Origin of the sequence: Hirschia litorea, assembly GCF_042665075.1 — a bacterium.
In the GTDB taxonomy this organism is placed as follows: Bacteria; Pseudomonadota; Alphaproteobacteria; order Caulobacterales; family Hyphomonadaceae; genus Hirschia; species Hirschia litorea.
This window is the reverse complement of record NZ_JBHTBR010000005.1, coordinates 1,011,446-1,031,636: the sequence shown is the minus strand read 5'-3', so window position 1 is coordinate 1,031,636 and position 20,191 is coordinate 1,011,446. Positions and strand designations below refer to the sequence as shown.

Annotated in this window: 13 protein-coding genes; 2 read left to right on the top strand and 11 right to left on the bottom strand. The window is 45.4% G+C overall.

Features of this window, described 5'->3' with window-relative positions; translation table 11 throughout:
- Positions 1-232 precede the first annotated feature (232 nt).
- On the top strand, positions 233-2,119 hold the full coding sequence (locus ACFQS8_RS13500; RefSeq protein ID WP_382168232.1) for a CRTAC1 family protein: 1,887 nt from the start codon (positions 233-235) through the stop codon (positions 2,117-2,119).
- A 62-nt stretch (positions 2,120-2,181) separates the two neighbouring features.
- On the opposite strand, the gene ACFQS8_RS13495 is transcribed toward ACFQS8_RS13500, so the two are convergent.
- From ACFQS8_RS13495 to ACFQS8_RS13445, 11 genes are all read right to left on the bottom strand, one after another.
- A complete protein-coding gene (locus tag ACFQS8_RS13495; RefSeq protein ID WP_382168230.1) occupies positions 2,182-3,657 on the bottom strand; it encodes a family 16 glycosylhydrolase in 1,476 nt (491 codons plus the stop codon).
- 236 nt (positions 3,658-3,893) lie between these two features.
- Complete coding sequence (locus ACFQS8_RS13490; RefSeq protein ID WP_382168228.1) at positions 3,894-5,507, bottom strand: sulfatase-like hydrolase/transferase; 1,614 nt, start codon at positions 5,505-5,507, stop codon at positions 3,894-3,896.
- 2 nt (positions 5,508-5,509) lie between these two features.
- Complete coding sequence (locus ACFQS8_RS13485; protein ID WP_382168226.1) at positions 5,510-6,994, bottom strand: sulfatase-like hydrolase/transferase; 1,485 nt, start codon at positions 6,992-6,994, stop codon at positions 5,510-5,512.
- 95 nt (positions 6,995-7,089) lie between these two features.
- Complete coding sequence (locus ACFQS8_RS13480; protein WP_382168224.1) at positions 7,090-10,581, bottom strand: TonB-dependent receptor; 3,492 nt, start codon at positions 10,579-10,581, stop codon at positions 7,090-7,092.
- Between the two features lie 747 nt (positions 10,582-11,328).
- A complete protein-coding gene (locus ACFQS8_RS13475; protein WP_382168222.1) occupies positions 11,329-13,026 on the bottom strand; it encodes a GMC oxidoreductase in 1,698 nt (565 codons plus the stop codon).
- 14 nt (positions 13,027-13,040) lie between these two features.
- Positions 13,041-13,589, bottom strand: coding sequence for a gluconate 2-dehydrogenase subunit 3 family protein (locus ACFQS8_RS13470; RefSeq protein WP_382168220.1), 549 nt, complete (start codon positions 13,587-13,589; stop codon positions 13,041-13,043).
- Between the two features lie 18 nt (positions 13,590-13,607).
- Positions 13,608-14,477, bottom strand: a complete 870-nt coding sequence (locus ACFQS8_RS13465) for a sugar phosphate isomerase/epimerase family protein (protein ID WP_382168218.1) — start codon at positions 14,475-14,477, stop codon at positions 13,608-13,610.
- A gap of 3 nt (positions 14,478-14,480) precedes the next feature.
- The gene (locus tag ACFQS8_RS13460; protein ID WP_382168216.1) at positions 14,481-15,323 is read right to left on the bottom strand and encodes a 3-keto-disaccharide hydrolase; all 843 of its coding nucleotides are present in this window, start codon (positions 15,321-15,323) and stop codon (positions 14,481-14,483) included.
- A 72-nt stretch (positions 15,324-15,395) separates the two neighbouring features.
- Positions 15,396-16,634, bottom strand: coding sequence for an MFS transporter (locus ACFQS8_RS13455; RefSeq protein WP_382168214.1), 1,239 nt, complete (start codon positions 16,632-16,634; stop codon positions 15,396-15,398).
- A 34-nt stretch (positions 16,635-16,668) separates the two neighbouring features.
- Positions 16,669-17,727 (bottom strand): sugar phosphate isomerase/epimerase family protein, encoded by a 1,059-nt coding sequence (locus tag ACFQS8_RS13450; RefSeq protein ID WP_382168212.1) that lies wholly within the window; start codon positions 17,725-17,727, stop codon positions 16,669-16,671.
- Positions 17,728-17,791: 64 nt separating this feature from the next.
- The gene (locus ACFQS8_RS13445) at positions 17,792-18,916 is read right to left on the bottom strand and encodes a Gfo/Idh/MocA family protein (protein WP_382168210.1); all 1,125 of its coding nucleotides are present in this window, start codon (positions 18,914-18,916) and stop codon (positions 17,792-17,794) included.
- A gap of 219 nt (positions 18,917-19,135) precedes the next feature.
- On the opposite strand from ACFQS8_RS13445, the gene ACFQS8_RS13440 reads away from it, so the two are divergent.
- Positions 19,136-20,155, top strand: coding sequence for a LacI family DNA-binding transcriptional regulator (locus ACFQS8_RS13440; RefSeq protein WP_382168208.1), 1,020 nt, complete (start codon positions 19,136-19,138; stop codon positions 20,153-20,155).
- Positions 20,156-20,191: the final 36 nt, after the last annotated feature.

Here is a 20,191-nt window from a genome sequence, read left to right as displayed (position 1 = left end):
TTTTTGAGAATACAAACACTCATTCTCTATACACACAATGATGCCAGACACTGCCATTGCACAAGCCATAAGATCATAACTAATTACATAGAATTTCCGTTCACCACACGCCTCAACGCCACATACCAACAATTGAAAAGTATGATGTTTGAGGGTATTCTAGACCTCTTTCTAGTTTTACATCATTTGGGAATTTTCAATATCTTCATCTAGTCACGGCTTCAAACGTATCTTGCTTGGCACTATCGCTCTTGCAGCAACTGGGTGTCAGACATCTGCCCTCTCCCAAACTCTCCCTACCGCATCTTCAGCTAACAGCCCAAATCACTTATTTGAAGAGACCACTTCAGATATCAAATTTGAAAATGTGAACCGCCGCAAATGGGATAACGCTATTATTGCAGACCTTGATCAAGACGGATTTCAGGATCTGCTTCTCACAGATCACGGCTACAGCATCAAACTCTATTGGAACAACAAGGGCAAATACGCAAAAGGGACTGATTTAATCGTCGGTGACATGCACGGTATTACTGTCGGTGATTACAATGACGATGGAGATATTGATATTCTCATCTCCCGTGGCGGCGGCTCAGGGTCCAATGCGCGCAACGCCAAAGTTTTCCACGTCTCTAAAGATAGGAAAATTACGGATGGGGAGAATTTCAAAGAAGACTTCAAAAAGATGCGAGGCCGCACAACGAAGTTCGTCGATGGCGACAATGATGGTGATCTAGACCTAATACTAACAGGCATTCCCTTAGACTTTACCGACCCTAAGGGTGCCAATTATATATACAAAAACGATGGTCAGGGAGAGTTTGTATTTAAAGACTACCTCCCCCGCACACTTAAAGAAGGTCATCGTATCCTTGTAACGGACTATAATAACGACAATATTTCCGACCTTGTCTTCTATGGATTTGATCGCATCACCATGCTGCAGGGCCAAGGTGATCTTCAGTATAAAGATGTATCTGACAGCCTGTTTAAATTCGACAACAAAATAAACGACGTCACCTCCATTGCAGAGATTGATTTCGACAATGATGGCGATTTGGACCTTTATGTCACGCGTGCAAAAGACATCCCTCATGGCGCAACATTCTACGATAGTGAGAATAAGACATTGGCCTTTTATGCGCGCCGTGCACCTTTGCGTTTGGAAGATTTAGAATTGGGCGAAGTGCTCGATATTGAAAACTATCAAGCTGCTTGGCCAGACCTTCCTGTGTGGGTTGGCGAATCTGGGTATCAGCTTAAATTCGAGGGAGAAACTCATAGCGGTCAGGACATTCACATTGTCAGTAGTGACGCGCTTGGTTGGCCTGATAAACAAGACAAACAAGGTCTACACTTTGGCTATATCGGTAATAACAAATGGCGCATAGAAACGCGCTCAAATCCTATCATGACAGGTGTAATCCACAACGTACCTTCTTATCCTGAGTATGAATTTGAAGCAGGTCCACAAGATTTGCTTTTGGAAAACACAGGAACAGGGTTTGTCGATATTACCCAGAAAAGCAATCTTGCCCGCAATGAACACACACGCAGCGTCGCTGTGGGGGATTATAATAATGATGGGTATCAAGATTTATTGATTGTACGCCAAGGAAACCCAGCCCAAGCAAACAAGTCATTGCTGTATTTCAACCAAGGCGATGGAACATTCAAAGAGAGTGACCACCACGGTGTTATATCCAATGAACTAGGTGCGACGGGCATCGGCGTCGAAACTTTTGACTATAATCAAGACGGCAAACTAGACCTAGTAATCAACAATGAACGCGGCAAATGGCACTTGTTTAAAAACAAATCTGCTCCTTCAAAAAATGCACATTTCATCACATTGAACATTGGTTCCTCCCCCAAAGGTAAAGCAAGCGCTCTTGGTGCTTCAGTCGTGGTACAAGCCTGTGGCCAAACGCGTATTCAGCGCGTTGGCGGCTCTTCATCCCCTTACTCTCAAAGCTTCAACACCCAATTACACTTTGGTTTGGGAAGTTGCACTCAAGACATATCTGCAAGTGTAAACTGGTCTGACGGCGCAGCAGAAACGCAGACTATATCTAAAGTCGACATGTCCCATTCAATTGGAATAATTACCCATAACTAACCCAAACAAAAACGGGCAGCGCTTTATAGCCCTGCCCGTTTTTATCACTTTGAATTGGAGAATTAAGAAGCGGCTTCTACGCTTATATTGTCGATAAACACTTTTGCCTGCTGCCCCTCTAGATCAACGTTTGAGGCTGAAATTGAAAAACCCGCCTTGGAACCAATCGTACCATCTGCTGAAAATGCATGTGAGACAGTCGTCCACTCTCCTTTTTCCAATTGCGTTAGATCAAACGCAATTGCTTTATCAAAACCAGCATAAAGCCTCTTCAATGTGTTTGAATCATCGACGCGGACATCCATTTTCAACACATAATCACCTGCTCCCAAAACAGCATCTCCTTTATGTGAGGAGGCACGCACATCTCCTGACTTAGAATTAGCCGGCACATTAATTAGCAAACTGCTTTTTCCACCCCGATATATATCATCTTGAATAGTGACATATTTTGAGGCTTCGTCACTTATCTTCCAAAAACGCTGTTTAGGTTTCACCAGCATATTCCCGCGCACATCTTGCGGCGGCTGCGGAAATGTTTTGTCCGTTATAGGCCCTTCAAATCCAAAGAATGCACGATCAAGTAAGTTCGCATTGGGCTTTTGCCAGACCCGCACATAATCAACTTCATAATCTGCTGGTAATTCTTCTGCATGCGGATAGCCCAGCCAATTGAAAATTTCTGAATCAAACCAAATTTCCAGAGGATTGGTTATTACCCACCCGTCTCCGATAGTCTCTCGCGAAGTTTCGTGGATAAGTTTGCCATCAAGATAGAATTTCAATCCCGCTTCACTCCATTCACATCCATAAACGTGAAAAGCATCAGCAGTTCGTGTTTTCATATCGTAGGCATTATGAAAGCTCTTATTATTGGCAAACTCGCCAGCTTGCGACCGTCCTGGTCGCCAATCATGAATGGCCGATGTATAATGGTCTTCACGAAAGCTACCATTCTTTACTTTCGGATTCCCAATTTGCTCATAAATATCAAGTTCAGATTGATACCCCAAAGTCCAAAATGCACTTGTCATGGCTGCATTCATGCTTTTAGAGCGCACTTCCATATAGCCGTGTAAAAACCGATTTTTACTGATAACAGCAGCTGCCGTCACGGGCGCGATATCATCTCCAAATTTACCACTCTTCGTCGTCTCATCGACAAATTCATAATCTGGTTCCCAACGTGAAGTCAGCTTCATCATCCCGTCTTCAACCCGCACATTGTGCGGCGCAAATTGAGAGGGTGCCCGCCCTTTCCAATGATAAAAATAGCCGTCTGTGCCATTCACATACCATTTTGACTCATCCAATTTATCCCCATTGAATTCGTCACTCAGCTTTGCATTCAGCACCCATCCTTCTGAATTTTCAGGATCATAACTTGGCGAAAATTGGTTTGGCTTTTCCGACCAAGTAGAGGCAACAGTTTCGGGCATATGCGAGGATGAATTTTGGGCACATCCTGCTGCCAAAGCAATTGCGATACACACCGTTGAAGCTGTCAATTTACAACTCGTTTTTAAGAATGCTGTCATGATAATTAGCCCTGAAATGATGATATTCTTGCTGGATATATGCACGTCTAAAGCGGGAAACACTCAGGCTGTACCTTCCCCGTTTGCAGAACATAAGCACTGCAATACCAAGTCAGAAGCATGGGCAATTCAGGTAGATACCAGACAGCCAGCAGACCTCTTGAATGTGTGTTGGAAAGTAGAATTTAGCGACCCAATTCATCCTATCAGGTCGCTAAATACCGTTCTAAATTGGCCTAAGAATTAAGCTCAATCAGTCTTTGAAGACGCGTCACAGAAGAGTCTTCAACTTCCACCAGACGCAACTCTAATCGCTTGCGCAATGACAATAATTTAGCTTTGTAATCAGGGTTATCAATCTGATTGACGATCTCACCTGGATCATTTTTCAAATCATATAGCTCATCGCGCTCATCACCCGGATTCCACACATATTTATAATCCTGTGTACGGATGGCACGCAGCCCAAACCATGCGCCATTATACCATTCATAGGCATATAGAGCATCATCTTCCGCATCAGTAATCGCCGAATCTCCCTTTAACATCAAGGGTGTAAGGCTATCGCCATCCACAGCACCATCTGGCTTAAGGTCCATCCATTCTGCCATAGTAACAGGGACATCCATCAACGAAACAATACGATTAACAACACGTGGCTCAACGTCAGGATCACGCACAAGCAGCGGGATACGCATCAATTCATCATACGCATAGGCAGATTTGTCATAAAGACCATGCTCACCAATCATACTGCCCTGATCACCAATGAAAACAATGTGTAAGTCATCCCACATGCCTTCATCTTTCGCCGTTTGGATTATTTCACCTACAGCGCGGTCAAGCATCGCAATCGCACCATAATAATGCGCCCGTGACTCTCTCCAGTCATTGTCCGTCATGTGAGACACTTCATGCCAAGGCCACCAAGGAATCTCTTGGCTCAAAGGCTTATTCACCCTTTTCGCCATGTAGTTTGCCGGTTCATCAATTTCATCGACAGGAAACATGCTCGCATAAGGCTCTGGTACGCGGTAAGGTGGGTGCGGCTGACTGAAACTAATCACACCGAAGAATGGACGATCTTCTTTAGCAGCTGACTTGATCATTTCTTGACCAGCACGCACTTTTTGCGCGGCTTGAGTGTCATCATAATCACCTTTAAGTGTCAGGTAATATTGATTTTTTTCGCCATTCTCGTCTCGTTCACCTGCAAGATATCTCTTAGTTTGAGCCATACGCCCATAGGGGGCCCCTTGGCGCTCATGTTCTTCAAGTTCTTTCTTGTATGTGTCCACAAATTCAGCACCGCGCTTAGCCATCCCATTGGGGCCAAGATGCCATTTACCGACATACCCAACATAATATCCCGCATCAGATGCGCGCTTTATGATACCGCCTTCTTCATCTTTAAGGCCGGTTTGCCGTGAATGCCAAAGCGCCACATTGTCGTCTAGACCAGTCCTGTGCCCCCAACGTCCCGTAAAAAACGCCGCACGTGAAGGCGAACACAAACCTGTTGTCGTCATAGCCATATCAAAGCGAGTGGATTGTGCCGCCAACGCATCAATGTTTGGTGTTGGAACAGGCCCGCCCCGATAAGAGAATGTATCAAAGCGCATGTCATCAAACATCAGCACAAGCACATTTGGCTTATCAGCCACATTTTGCGTTGATGCTGAAGTTGCAGCTTCTTTCAGCGCCACAGGCTGCAATCCACCCTCTTCTACACTCTGACTAGAGCAAGCAGCCCCCAATAGACAGGTTACCGCGAGAATAGCCCCAAAACCTTTTTTCACGACGAAAGCTCCTGCACTACTGGCATTGGTAATGTCATTTATTTTTAGCATGACTATTTTTCTCCACTTTCTTTTTTGGGCCACTCATTCCACAACGAAATGCTAAGCTCCCCCATTTCGTCATTCCAAGCCTTAAACTCTTCTTCTAACGCTTTGGCCTCACGTGGATTTTTTTCTAGAAGATTAGATTGTTCGCCCTTATCTGAGGCAAGATCAAACAACATTTCTTCTTCTTTTACGGTTACGCGTTTGTCTTTCCCGTCCAGAATAGCCGTCTTCCAATTGTCATTTCCATGATCATACACATACCGCCAAAACAGCTTATCATGTGGCATTTGAGAGAAAGCCTCATCTTGTAGATAAGGAATTAAGTTCACGCCGTCTAAAGGCTTGTTTTCACTCACATCCATCTCGTTGACACCCACAATCGTCGACAAAATATCAAGCGAACTAACAGGGTGTGGATAGTCAATACCAGCCGGTATTATGCCTGGCCAACGGATCGCATACGGGACACGGACGCCGCCTTCAAACAAATCCCCTTTACCGCCACGCAACGGCAAATTCACAGACCCATTTTTAGCGCGCACCAAAGGCCCACCATTATCAGATAAGAAGAATACAATCGTGTTGTCCGCCAAATCCAGCTCATCCAGCGTATCAAGTACGCGCCCCACACCGTCATCTACAGCTTTCACCATTCCAGCGTAGACTTGGCGTTTTTTATCTTTGATATGCGGGAAGCTATCCTTGTAGCGCTCAGGCGCCTGAATGGGATAATGAGGTGCGTTGTAAGCTAAATATAAGAAAAATGGCGTATCTTTCTTACGTTGAATAAAATCAACAGCATCTTCAGACAGAAGGTCCGTAAGATACCCGCTTGTCTTCACCTTCTCATGATCACGCAATAATAAGGTCTGATATAATTGTGCGGAGGTTTTCACACTGCTCATATCCAAATCACGATATTGATCAGCATAGTAATTATGACCACCGTTTAAAAAACCGAAAAACTCATCAAACCCACGTTCAAGCGGGTGAAATGATGGATGGTTTCCCATATGCCACTTGCCAATAATTTTACTCGTATACCCTGCTGGTTTGAGCACTTCGGCAATCATTTTTTCTGAAAGAGGCAAACCAGCATTGGGATCATCTGGATTTTCGCTCGCGTTGAGATCATAGCCAAAACGAGATTGGTATCGACCAGTCAAAAGCCCTGCACGGCTAGGCCCACAAACAGGAAATGACACATACCCCTGATCAAAACGTGCGCCCTCATGTGCTATTCGGTCGATATGAGGCGTGAGAATATCTTCGCTGCCATTGAAACTCACATCCGAATAACCTTGGTCATCCGTAAGAATAACTATGACATTGGGAGTTGATTGCTCAACCCTCTCAATCACCGCATTGGATGCTTGCTTGCCAGCAATCTCCTTTGCGGATATTTTTTGCGCCTGCTCTTGTTCGGGCGCATTCACACATGCCGCCAGCAGAAACGACAATGTTAAACAAGACAGCATGTTGAGCTTCATATTTTACACCTAAATCAATGAATTAGCAGACCAAAATACAAAGTTGAGCAGAACGAGACCCCGTTCTGCTCAACTCATTTTTCCAGCTCTAAAGCTTAGAATTCATAACGCAGACCTACACGGAAAATACGGCCTGTGTTGTGAAGGTGTTGAGTACGCCCCGTCGGTGCATCTCCCAAACCAAGAGCTTCTCCCGGCAAGGCGTTTGGAACATCTGCATCCACCTCAAGTACAGCATAGTTACGTGTCACTGTATCTAGGAGGTTTACCGCTTGGAAACTCAAACGAAGGTTGTCGGTAATATCGAAGCCACCAGAAGCATCCAGTGTATCGAAGCCTTCACCGTAGACCCGCGTTCCACCTTGCAAGGTTGCAGAAGAAATCAAGAAATCAGAACGGTTGTTATATGCCAAACGGAGCAATGTTCCGTCTTTTTCATAAAACACTGTCGTGTTGAATGTGTGCAATGAAGTATTTGGCAGAGGAGCCGCACGGAATTTAGTTTCATCTCCAAGCACATCCACAATTGTTTGCGCTTCAACTTCTGAATCTGAGTAAGTGTAGTTGGCAGTAAAACCAAATCCACTCCAAATACCAGGCAAATTGTCAAAGTTGTGTTGAACACCAATTTCCATACCACGCACATATGCGCTTGCAGCATTAATTGGCTGATTCACCTGAACAACTTCACACTCACGCACACCATCGATCAACGTTAGATCCAGAACGCGATTAGGCAAACAGATATCCAAGGGCTGAGCACCCGGCGTTAACGGCAACAACAAGCTTGCCTGAGACGGTACAAACCCTGGCTCTCCAATTGCGGATCCAAATTGAGATGGATCTTGAATAGCTAGACCATTTTCATCGAAGAGAATGTCACGGAAGTCTCTTAGGTAGAATGACTGCGACACCTGACGTACAGAATCTTTTAGCTGTTTATCAAATAGTGCAAATGAGAAGAGCGACCCCTCATCAAAATACCACTCATATGAAAGGTCCAAATTGTTGGACAAGAATGGGTTCAGTCTTGGGTTTCCACCTACAGCAAACGAATTAGAAAATGTATTCTCTGTCAAAGTGAAGTTTGGACGCGTGAAGTCAATATTTGGACGCGCCATTGTTTGCGACGCGGCGAAACGCAAAATCATGTCATCTTGAATTTGGTAATTTACGTTCAAAGACGGCAAGAAGTTATCATAGCTGTAAGTATCAGCTACAGGCGACCCAATTGGCTGCAAGAAGGCTGGGTCAATACGGGCAACCAAATCATCTCCAAATATGGCGTTGATTTGAGCGGTTGCCTCCGCAAGCGTCGCTGTATTTGTAGGGTCACCTACCCCATTATAACCGAAAAACGCTAAATTTTCAGGACGCGCATTAAATTGCTCGAAACTCGGCGTTGCAACAGCTCCACCACCCACAGAAACGTCTGTGGAAGCATACCGGCCACCGATATCACCGCGGATGCGACCATCCATGAATTCAAAATTCGCTTTTAGATATGCACCATAAACAGTGTTCTCTAAGTCACGGAAGTCCCGAATTGCAGGTGTCGTCGTTCCAACATTTGGATTTACTGATTGGGCCAATTCACGCATGGCCACAGGGTCCCAAGCAACAATACCGTCAGTAATGCTGTCTCTTGGCAAACCAATACCTTCACCAAAACCATTTGAAAGGCCCTGCTCAGCCACAGCAAAATCAACTATGTTTCGACGCTCAAGGCCAGGAAATCCGAAACGCGAAATGAATGAGTTTGTTTGGCGTTGAATCTTTTGACGTTTTGAGTATTTTGCACCCACTTCAATCTTTGTAATTGGGCCAAATTGGTGATCCCAATCGACATCAAAAAATAGACTTGAGGATTTGTCATCAACCTTACGGTCACGGGATGCAATGCTTCCGATATCAAACTCAAAATGATCATCAACGATAGCTAAGTTTGGATTTGCTCCATTTGTGCCACCTGCTGTTCTGTTTGGAACAGTGTCGCTGAAGAAGATCGAACAAATGCCATCATTTTCACAATCATACCCTTGAACCAATCCAGGACGGTTATCAAATCCACCGAAACCATTATCGTGATTGAGCGGACCACCAAGAGATTGGTTTTCAATCTGAGCTGTTGAATCGATAAATTCATCATCTTTAGCAGTACTTCGTGACGTTCCACCACTTAAGTTGAATGTAAATTCACCCGCTACGTGCTCCAAATCCATACCAAGGATGATGGTTTTCTCTTTTATCCCCTGCAACCCTTGTGACGGGCGCACATAAGCGATGTTTGCATGACTTCCAGGCACGCCAGGAATACCATTTCCTGCGAGTGCTGGGTCATTTGTAGGGTTGGCGCTCGCATTAGCATTCAGCACTTCTTTTCTGAAACTGGTGATAGTTCCAGTTGCTGGGTCAATGAAGATGTCATTCCCCTGATGGAATGGGAAGAATTGCGGCACAGGACGCACTGAGAACGCAGATCGGCGCTGACGACGATCAACCTCTGTATATGTACCATCAAACTGCAGGTCCGTGTTATCTGTCGGACGCCATTGAATTGTAGCCGACAAATTATCACGCTTTAATTCGTTTTGCGTCTGCTCATAGGTCACCTCAAATGGGGACAATCCACGCAGTCTTTGCTCTGGAATTACAGCGCCTGTTTCATCGCGTGGGTTGGAAATTAGTTCGCCTGTGTTTACATCTGTAAATCCGCCAGGAAGAAGTCCGTTCACCGTCGGGTTTGTAACCACACCCAAATTAGTAATACCTGCACCATTGGATGCATTTGCCGCTTCCCAACGCTGAATATTCATTGCGTCTCGGCGCGTGCTAGTCTCCTCACTCGTCGCAACAAAACCAACACCAAGCGTGTCATTTAGAAACTTCTCAGACAACGACACATTGAAACGGGAATCACCGCCAAATATATCATTTAGCCCTAATTCATTTTCATCCGCCAGGTCATTATAGCGCGTTTGCACTTCAAAGATACGGCGATCTTTACGGGCATCTAGTGGCTTGAAAGAATTCAATATAATTGAAGCACCCAAGCTACCTTCATCATGGTCGGCACTTGGTGTTTTCACCACTTCAATTTGAGACAAAATATCAGAGGAAAAAGCACTAAAGTCTACAGCACTGCTGGAGTCACCACCACGCACATCACCACTTGCAGTCGTGACAGTCACACCATTTAGAGTAACATTGTTCAAGTTCGCGTTTATACCGCGCACTGTAACACTCGTACCCTCACCATTTTGACGATTGATTGAAACACCAGTCACACGCTGCAGTGCTTCAGCAATATTGGAGTCAGCAGATTTACCGATATCTTCCGCAGAAATACCGTCTGTCACATTGCCTGAATCACGCTTGGATGCGATCGCATCAGCAAGAGATTTTTTAAACCCTGTCACAACAATTGTGTCGAGAGTCTTGGTGCTATCTTCATTCGCCGCAGCATCACTTTGCGTTGTTGCGACTGTCTCTTGCGCCACTGCTACTTGCGCAAATGACAACATCCCGACAACCGACGCGGCCCCCAATAGCGATTGGGTAAAACCTACCTTCTTGAATCCACTCATAAATCGTCCTCCCTATTGTCGAATTCCGGCGTTCTGATCGCTCTATCTGGAAATCGACACTCTCCTGCTTTGAACCGCTGAACGGCCCGGCTTTCACTGTTTAAACAGTCTTTATTCAGATCGATCGTTATCCCTTGATCGAACTGGAATACTTCGTTGGTGAGTAACCCTTCTGGGAACTCATAATTTCTAACAAAACATCATATGTTTGTTTGGGGCTTAAAAAAAAAGGCATCGCCTTCGACATGCAAAATGTGCGCATTTGCAGTTTATCTCGGCTGTAAGTTTTAGAAACACATACAAAACTGTGCCCCAACACATATTTAGACCAGCGAGATAGTATTGAATTTAAATAAGATATTCTCATTCTACGCCTCCCAAGTCGTATGATTTACAGTCGAGCTTCTTAAATTGAGCTCTTATTGCCCATTAAAACTATGATATCAAACATCATATGTAAACGAAAACCTATGTTTTTTTTGCTATCTTCATGACAATCTTAAATTTTTGAAACAAAAACAAGGTATTGTAGCGAGACACGCTATGCGTGCATCTCAAGTATGACATTCATTCGACCCATCATTACAGCTAAGGTGTGTAAATTTCACACACTAAAAAGGCCATCGAGAATATCTCGATGGCCTTTTTTAAGATATGCTTTCGCTCTGCATGTGGACAGCTCTCATGCTGTTACCCCGTCGCTTTAGCAAAGCTTGCGCACTGCTTAGGGACTGATGGTCACCAGAGTTAAAGCTGCCCTGCCTGTATTAAATCAGCAGCATAATTTGCAGCCCTTGCCGAAAACGCCATATAGGTCAGCGATGGATTTTGACACCCAGCAGAAGTCATGAATGACCCATCTGTGACAAACAGATTCGGGATATCATGCGCCTGACACCACCCATTGAGAACAGACGTTTTAGGGTCTCTTCCCATACGGGCAGTTCCCATTTCGTGAATTCTGTTACCCATTGGTGTAAGCTCTACTTCAGGTGCAGAAATAGACGTACACCCAGCAGCCTCAAGCATCGCAATTCCGTCCTTGCGAGCCTCTTCCATCATGATACGTTCATTTTCGCCCATTTTGGCGTCGAAGACAGCAATCGGAAGTCCCCACTTATCCTTTTTAGTTGGGTGTAGATACATTTTGTTAGATGCATTTGGAAGAACTTCACCGAAGGAATAGAGACCAATATGCCATGCACTTTGCGCCTTATGTCCTTCCTTAAATGATTCCCCAATGCCGGCACCATTCATAAATCCGTGAGACAGCGGGTTTGATCCACCTTGGAATCCAAATCCACGAATATAAGGTTTGTCATTCTCCGTCACATTTGCGTAACGCGGTATGTAAATACCACCCGGACGACGCCCATAAACGGTCTTGTTCTCAAAATCATGTAAGACACCCGAAATTGGCGGGCCACTAACATGATCCATAAGGTTCAAACCAAGCTGTCCAGAAGAGTTTGCAAGCCCATTGGGGAAGGCTTCAGATTGGGATTGCAACATTATCATTGTTGACCCAATCGTTGAGGCATTCAGGAAAATAACTTTCGCAGTATACCGTGATTTTTGTTTCGTGTTTTGATCAATCACATTGACCGCAGAAATACGTTTTTCTTTCGGGTCATACTCAAGTGACTCCACTATGGCGTCATTTTTTATCGTGCAGTTATTTGTATTCATTGCAGCAGGCAAAGTTGCATGCAGCGACGAGAAATAAGCTTTAAAACTACACCCTTGCGCACACTGATTGCGGACCTGACACGGCCCTCTCCCAAGCTCCATTTGCTCTTCTGTTGGGTCTGTAAGGTGCGCCACGCGTGCATTGATGACATTCCGGCCTGGGAATTTATCTGCCACCGACGATTTTAGGTGTTTTTCAGGACATGTCAGCTCAAAAGGAGGCTGAAATATTCCATCTGGAAGCTGAGGCAAATTCTCTTTTGCGCCCGAAATACCAGCAAATTTTTCAACATGATCATACCATGGAGCGATATCTTCATAACGCACTGGCCAGTCTACACCGTGACCATCTTTGGCATTCGCCTCAAAATCCATCGGAGATAATCGATAAGATTGGCGTCCCCATGTCACTGAGCGCCCACCCGTGTGATATCCACGCAGCCAGTGAAAGTCAGTCCCCTCCGCCTTCTCGTATGGATGCTCATCATCGCGCACCCAATATTGATTACCAGCTGCATTTCTTGGGTGTGGAACACCTTTGATCTGTTGGTAATAGTGTTTTTCAATTTCCTCTTCAGGAACGCGATCCAAGTTTGGTCTCTCCCACGGAGCCGCCAAATCTTTATAATCGCGCGCAGGATCAATCTCTTTCCCGCGCTCCAAGACCAAAACCTTCAATCCGCGCTCTGCCAATTCTTTTGCAGACCACCCACCGCTCATTCCAGAGCCTATAACAATCGCGTCAAAATCCGCCATATCTCAAGCTCCTTCTATATTGTTTCTTTTTCAGCGCACGGGTCCCAATATCCGGGCACGGGCTGATAATCGAGCTCTAGAGTCGCACCATCTTCGGTTTGAAAATAAATAGTCGCGATCATTTTTTTCAATCCGCGATAACCGGGCACGCCTTTGCCTTCTCCAAAGCTTGCCGCATCCACAGCGCTCAGTGCCGCAACAGCCTTTTCCTCGGTCGCTTTCACAAACTCACCTTCAACCAATTCATCGAGCGCAAGCTGGAGCGCCGCAATTGTATTGCGGTGCTGCTCTTTCGTCTTGGCACTTGCCCAATCAGCCATTAGCCCATCAAAATAAGCCGGAACTTTAACATCCAGCGCGCCGGGCGTATGTGTGCGAGGAATGATAAGGTCACTTACGCGGCTTAGGAGTTGAATTTCAGATGCATTAAAAAAACGTCCATCTGTATTCTCAACCAACGGGGTAACAGCAATTTCAGGATCATGCCCACATGCAGCTAAGAGGGATGCCCCACCAACGGAGACAATCATTCCCTGCAGGAACTTACGACGGTCTGTACTCATCTCTATTTCCTCTATCTACTAGCTCAAAGCAGGCATTTTAATTTTCGCATTCTTCAGGAATGTGAAACTTTCCGAAATTGAAGCAATTGGGTCTGTGGCTCTGTCATGCTCAACATAAGCGTGGCGCAAACCAGCCGTTCCAGCCGCAGCAAACACAGCCGCAAAATCGACTGTTCCCTGTCCTACTGGAACTAGCGTTCCGTCCGCTGTGATGTCTTTCACATGAAAGAGCGGGAAACGGCCTGGATTTGCATTTATGTATTCAACCGCACTTTTGCCTGCTGCATGAACCCAACAAAGATCCAATTCCATCTTCACAAGGTCAGCATCCGTTTGAGTTAGCAAAATATCATAGGGAATTTCTCCCTCTAACTCTATGAATTCAAACTCATGATTGTGATAAGCAAACCCAATTCCGGCGGCGCGGCATGTCTCAGCTATCTTAGATAAATTAGCTGCAACTTCCCGATAATCATCAAGGCTTTGACGGTCACCTTCCACAAGGTAGGGTACAACAAGATATTTATGATTTAGGATTTGAGCAGCATTAATGCCTTCTTCCAGTTTATCTTGCTGCAAGCACTCCTGATAACTCAAATGAAAGCTAGGTGCTTTGAGCCCTTCTCCGTTTAGAATGGACTTATATTCTTGCGGTGTCTTGTCAAAATAACCTGCAAACTCAACCTCACGATATCCCGCGGCCGCGACACTTTTTAGAGACAATGTCGGATTTTCCGCCATCATTTCTTTCAGTGTATATAACTGCACTCCACCTCGGCTAGACCAGTTTTGATCAGACTTTGTCTGGCTTGAATGTGTTGAACACGCACTTGCTAAACCGCTTGTGGCGAGCGCACCCACTAAAAACTCTCTACGTCCTAAAAACATATCTTAATGCCCTCCCGCATTATCGGTATCTAGTCTCATAAGCTGAATGTTGCGAAACTCTACTGGTGCGCTTTCTGCTTGTAGCGCGATATATCCATCGGAGATCGCCAAACCATTCTCCATCATGGCATTTGCATTTTTAAGGTCTGTGAGACGCTTATCAGAGGGGTCATATTGTGCACCGCTGAATTCAAATGTCGGTTGACCATTTACCAATTGCTTGATTGTGCCATTGCCTAAAACTTCGACTTCATATTGCACCCACTCCCCTAAAGGGCGAACAGGTATTGCGGTCTGTATGCAATGCTCCGTTTCAATCTTTCCATCCACCACAACATTGGTACCTGGTGTACAAACATTTGCTGTTGTGCGCGGAGAATTATCTGGCAACACGCCAAGAAATTGACCTTCGACTGAAATCGGGAATTTTTGATCTAGCTCAATACTTTCAGGCGATTGAGAATGAAGCATCACGCCTGAATTTACATTGGCCCAACTGGCTCCACCAACCAACTGCTCACCAAAAAAGCGGTATTCCAGCTTTAGGCGGTAATGCGACAGCTTATCTTTATAGAATAAGTGGCCAAAGCGGTCGCCAAATTCATCATACCCCTCATATGAAACACGGATCGTGCCATCGACGACTTCAAACGTTTTATCCTTGTCTTGGCCTACTGGTTCCATACTTATTTTCGGTGTCCACCCATTTAAGGTTTTGCCGTCAAAAATGGATTCCCATTCTGGCTCTGCACCTGCTGTTGCGGATACGTCAGTCTTTCCCTGACACCCAGCAATCATGAGAAGCGCAACACCTCCCACAAGCCACGTTTTATGCGATACTCTCATTCCTTACCTCCCAGCAGAATGCGATAATCGCTTTGTCTGTACGATTATAAATACAGACAAAGCGACCTTAAATTAGACCTCGGATGGTTTTTTGCTCTCTTTAAATGTCAGCATGAAAATGACAGCCACCACGACAGACAATCCAGCAGGTATGAGCCACAAGTTTTGCCAATCTATTTGCCCTGCGACAGTGTTTGTATTGGCAACCCAGTTGGACAACTCTCCCCCAATGAATGTTCCCAAACCAAGAGTTACAAAAGACAAAAAGGACTGCGCACGACTACGCGCTTCTTTAGGTAATTTTGTGTCGACAAAGATTTGTCCTGCGACGAAAAACAAGTCGTAACAAAGCCCATGAAGTAAAATACCCACAAGCGCCATTGTGAAAATAATGCTTCCATCTTCAAACCCGTAGGCAAACATCACATAGCGAATTGCCCAACATACCATCCCTACAAGGAGGGTGATTTTGAAGCCCACGCGTACAAGGATAAGGGGCAATAAAAGCATAAATACAATCTCGGACATTTGCCCCAGAGATTGTAGCGCAACCGCATTCGGTGCCTTCATTTCGACGAGGAATGCATTCGTATACCCGTAGTAAAACGCAAGTGGGATACAGATGAGCAAGGAACATGCGATAAAGACCCAGAAGGATGGCTCTTTTACTTTGCCCATCACATCAAGACCAAGCAGCGCAAACAAGCCTTGAACCTTTTGCCCCTTTGCTGCTGGTGGTGTGCTTGGCAAGAAAAAGCCCCCCACTCCCAAAATCAACGCACCAATGGCAGCGAGCTTCATTGGGAAAGCTGTTTGCTCAACAGTAAGACCCGCACCTTCTGGTATGAACATTTTCGCGATGATGAAACTCAAAGCTAAACCAGCGGCAATCCATCCAATCGTGCCAAACACACGGATACCCGCAAACTGCTTCTGCGTATCCGTCACGGCGTTCATCGCGATGGAATTTGATAGCGCCAAGGTCGGCATATATGAAAGCATATAAGCGAGCGTAACGATGTAGAATAATGATTTATCACCCGTGATTGTCGATAGAAACCACATCAGCGCCGCACCGATTAAGTGCAAAATAGCATAGACTTTTTGCGCGGAGAAAAACCGATCTGCGATCATCCCCACAAAGAGCGGTGCTATAATCGCCGCCAAGCCCTGCGTAGAGAACGCACGACCGATAATGTCACCAAAACCAAGCTTCGCCATGTATGACCCTAGAGTCACGAACCACGCTCCCCAGACGAAATACTGGAGAAACATCATGGCAGATAATTGTATCCGTAGAACCGAATTCATGGACGTTTCCTCTAATTATTATTTTAGGCCGCCCTTATTTGGACAGTCCTAAGATTTTTCTGTTCATACTCAAATCACTGTCACCGCCAGCAAAATCATCAAAGGCTTTATCTGCCGGTTTGATAATGTGTTTAGCGACAAATTCTGCACCTTCACGTGCGCCATCAGCGGAATTTTTAATACAACATTCCCACTCAACAACGGCCCAGCCGTCGAAGTTTGCACATGTCAATTTGCTGAAAATACCACCAAAATCGATCTGCCCATCGCCAAGCGATCTAAATCGGCCCGGACGATCCGCCCAAGACTGATATCCGCCATACACGCCCGAGCGCCCATTGGGTCTAAACTCGGCATCTTTAACGTGGAACATTTTGATGCGGTCGCCATAATGATCAATGAAGCTCAAATAGTCTAAAAGCTGCAAATGCAAATGGCTCGGGTCATACAAAATATTTGCACGCGTATGCCCATCGACGGCCTCAAGGAAACGTTCAAATGTAACACCATCATGCAGATCTTCGCCCGGGTGCAATTCATAACAAACATCTACACCAGAGGCGTCAAACGCGTTCAAAATTGGCTTCCAACGCCGTGCTAATTCAGCAAATCCTTCTTCAACCAATCCCGCAGGACGTTGAGGCCAAGGATACATTGTGTGCCACATAAGCGCGCCAGAAAAACTCGCATGTGCATTCAAACCTAAATGCTCACTAGCTTTCGCGGCCATCAATAATTGTTGGTGCGCCCATTCATGATATGCTTTGACATCGCCCTTTATGCCTTCAGGCGCAAAGCCCGCAAACATATCAGCATAGGCAGGATGTACAGCTAATAATTGCCCCTGAAGATGTGTTGAAAGCTCGGTGATCTCTACGCCATGCTTGGCACATACGCCTTTGATCTCATCACAATACGTCTTGCTTTCAGCAGCCTGCTTTAGATCAAAATATTTGCTATCCCACGTCGGGATCTGCACGCCTTTATATCCAAGACTTGCAGCCCAACCGACAATATTATCAAGCGTATCAAAAGGTGCTTCATCACCCAAAAATTGGGCTAAAAACAAAGCTGGGCCTTTAATCATTTTCATTTCAGAAACCTTTTCTCTGCGATCTCGTTGAGCAGTTCTCACCGCCTAAGCAGCCTATTTGACTCTAAACGAGCGGGGTCCATTTTTGATCTGATTTCGCACTTGCCAAAACTGTCTCGATAAACCGCATCGAGCGTACACCGTCGGCTACGCCAAACCCTTCATCCACTTGCGTGTGCGCCAAATCTACAAGCTCAGAAAAACGCTGATAAATATTGGCAAAGGCCTCAAGATATCCTTCTGGATGTCCTGCTGGCGTCCGGCACATATTCAATGTTGATGGGTGAAGATACGCATTATTAGATCCTGCGCGCAGCACTTTATCTGGACCGTTCTGATCTAACTCAATCAGTGTATTTGGCGTCACATGACTCCAGCGATAGCCGCCCTTTTCGCCATAAACGGAAATCGTAATTCCATTCTCTTCTCCAGCGGAGATTTGACTCGCCATCAAAACGCCATTGGCACCCTGATCAAATTTTAAAAGCACAGACACATCATCATCAAGACGACGATGTTCCACAGCTGTATTCAGATCGGCACATACATGCGTCACACGCTGACCACTAATATATTCTGCAAGGGAATGAGCGTGCGAACCAATATCCCCTAAACATCCCGCTGGGCCGGATTTTTCAGGGTCTGTACGCCATGAAGCCTGCTTGTTTCCACTCTCTTCAATGGGTTGTGACAACCATCCTTGTGGATAATTCACGACCACTTTGCGCACTTTACCTATCGCACCAGAAGCCACACGTTGACGCGCTTCATTGACCATTGGATACCCAAGATAGGTAAATGTCAGCGCGTATAATAATCCTGACTGAGCCGCCAATTGTTGAAGCGTTTCAACTTCCGCTAAAGATAAAGTTGGCGGCTTATCACACACAACATGAAAGCCATTTTTCAAAGCATCACTTGCTGCACCAAAATGTTGGTAATTGGGCGTTACGATAGACGCAAACTGCATCCGCTCTTCAACTGGCAAACGCTTTTCTGCCTCAAACATTTCCTCGTGTGAGCGGTAAGCCCTTGAGGCTGGAATACCCAATTGAGCCGCCATAGTCTGGGTACGCTCCCAATCACGACTAAAAACACCACAGACGAGTTGGACATCGCCATCAAGATTTGCTGCTAGGCGATGAATTTCTCCAATGAAAGCCCCTGGGCCTCCACCAATCATCCCCATACGAATAGCACGATGAGTACTGATAATCTTTCCTCCAAATCATATGGCGCTAAGCTTGGTGATGAATGCCAGCCTGCTTATCCTATTTATTACATTCTCTTCACTGTAAACGATTACAAAGTTATTGGCAATATTGAACTTCCCCCATTATTGACCGGAGAATTTATCTGGATACGATCACGCACTATTCAAAAAAACAATCTGAGAAACGGGGCCTAAATGGCGGGTATAAAAGACGTAGCCACTCTAGCAGGCGTATCAGTGGCCACGGTTTCCAGAACCATAAATGAACCTGATAAAGTCACGGAACAGACCAGAATAACTGTTCAAAAGGCGATCAAAAAGCTCAATTACCATCCCAACGTCCTCGCGCGTGATTTTCGCACTCGTCGAACCTCTCGGATAATTGTATTGGTTCCTGATATTTCAAATACGTTTTTCTCTAACGTTATCAGAGGCATACAAAGACAGGCGAAGGGGCTAAAATACGCCGTTCTCCTCGGAGAAACGCGCAATGACAAAGGCATAGAGCGCGAATACGCCTCAATGGTGCTGTCTCGTCAAGCAGACGGAATCATCCAATTTAGCCCCAGTAATCCATTCCTAGATCTTGCCAAAGACAATGATCCGCTAACTGACTTTTGGGTCAATGCATGTGAATGCATATCCGACACGACGACCCCAAAAATCAGAATAGACAATACCAAAGCGATGGAAACAATTGCGAATCAAGTCTTGGAGATGGGACATAAAAAAATCAGTGTACTGCTGGGTCCAGCTGATAGCCCCCTCACAATATCACGCCTTTCTGGTGTATATGCCGCCTTAGAAAAAAAGAAAATCGACCCTAAATCCCTCACTAAAATAGAAGGCGACTTCTCTGCTCGCTCGGGCACACAAGCGGCTCTTGATTTGCTTAAAATAAAAACAAAACCAACTGCTGTATTATGCTTCAATGATGAAATGGCATTTGGCTTAATTCACGGCCTTAAACAATCGGGTTTATCCATTCCAGAAGATATGTCTGTTACTGGGTTTGACGATATTGAGCTTGCTCAATATTGCGATCCACCTCTCTCAACAATTTCTCAACCCGCAATGCAAATTGGCTCAACTGCGATGACGGCCTTGCATAAAAAAATCAACGGGAAATTCAATTCAGACTTAGAGCATATTCTACCTGCGGACCTGATCGTGCGCAGCAGTATTGCAGCCCCTCGTCAGCGTCAGATCAGTTAGGCATCATCGCTAAAGCAGGCTGATACCACACACCGA